The 1,220-nt window shown below is 63.7% G+C and carries 1 protein-coding gene; it reads right to left on the bottom strand.

Translation table 11 applies throughout. From position 1 onward, the window contains the following. Positions 1-19 precede the first annotated feature (19 nt). Entirely contained in the window at positions 20-1,117 is a 1,098-nt protein-coding gene (locus ACEN2R_RS20905) for an ISAs1 family transposase (protein WP_442044873.1), read from the bottom strand. Between the last annotated feature and the right edge of the window lie 103 nt (positions 1,118-1,220).

Raw genomic sequence — 1,220 nt, 5'->3', positions numbered from 1 at the left:
CAGGGCAATCGCGTTTGACCTAAGGGTTGGCTAAGTTATTGAGAAGGCTGAGAAGAAACGCATCACTCCACCCGGCGCGCTTCAGTTTGATCGAGAGCGAGCCCTTGGAGGTGTCGCGGCGGGCGAGATCGAGGGCGCGGCGGCGCAGGATGGCGATGTTGGTGGGGCCGTTATCCTTGCGGTTGCGGGCGGCATCTTCCCGGAACGAAACGTCAAGTTGCCAGTGCAGGGCGTTCTCGATCTCCCAATGTGCGCGGACGGTGGCCATGAAGACCTCGGGCGCAGGCACCCAGGACAGGGCGAAATGGCGGGTCTCGGTCTGCACTTTGCCATCGATTTCTCGGCGGGCCTCGATACGGCCGAAGGCCTGTAGGCCGGGAAATTCATGGTGCTCCGCCAGGCCCTTAGCAGAGACTACCGTGCCAGTGCGGGCCTCCTTGCGGCCATGCCCGGCCTCCTCGTGATGCGCGACCGGATGGTCTGGCGGAACCTTGCCGAAACAGGACCGAGCGTCTGACAGGAGTGAGTCCTGGTTGGCCTTCAGTGCCAGGCAATAATCGCCGCCGCCGCCGGTGATTGCTGCAACCGTGCGGCGATTGCAGTGCAGCGCATCCGCCGTCACAACCTTGCCCTTGAGCGCGATCAGGCCGAGCACTTCGAGTGCCGCCTCCAGTTCGTTGCCATGGTCGGCCGCCACCGTGGCCAGCGTCAGGCGCAACCGGGCGGCATAGGCCGAGACCATCATCCGGGTCCGCGCGCTCTGGCCCTTGTCGCGCGCGCCCCGCAGCGCCTTGCCGTCGATAGCGATCACGTCACCATCGCCGAGCAGCACCGCGATCTGCGCCAGAACCCGACCGAAGGCCGCATCCAGCGCCTTCGGGTCGATCATCCGAAACACCGTCGAGAAAGTATCATGCGATGGGATGGAATGCCTGAGTTTCAGGAAGTCTCTGAAAACATGCTCTTTTGCCCGACCGAAGTCTGCCATCTCGGCACAGCTGGTCGCCCCGCAGAGCACCGCGACGAAGCTTACGACCAGCAGTTCGCAAAGGTCGTGACGCGCGTTGTCGGCCCGGGGATCGGGGATGTTATCGAAGGCGGCGAGGAAGATGTCCATGCGGGTAACGGGCTCCAAAAGGGCGATCCCCACCCCAGAATCCATCCCGCCCAAGACCGCAAGACCCCGCGGATCAGGTCAAATCCCAAACGCGATTCCCCTG

The organism is Pseudogemmobacter sp. W21_MBD1_M6, from assembly GCF_052119585.1.
Taxonomy (GTDB): Bacteria; Pseudomonadota; Alphaproteobacteria; order Rhodobacterales; family Rhodobacteraceae; genus JBGQOJ01.
Note: the sequence above shows the minus strand (reverse complement) of the source record. Positions and strands in the feature narration are given on the sequence as shown.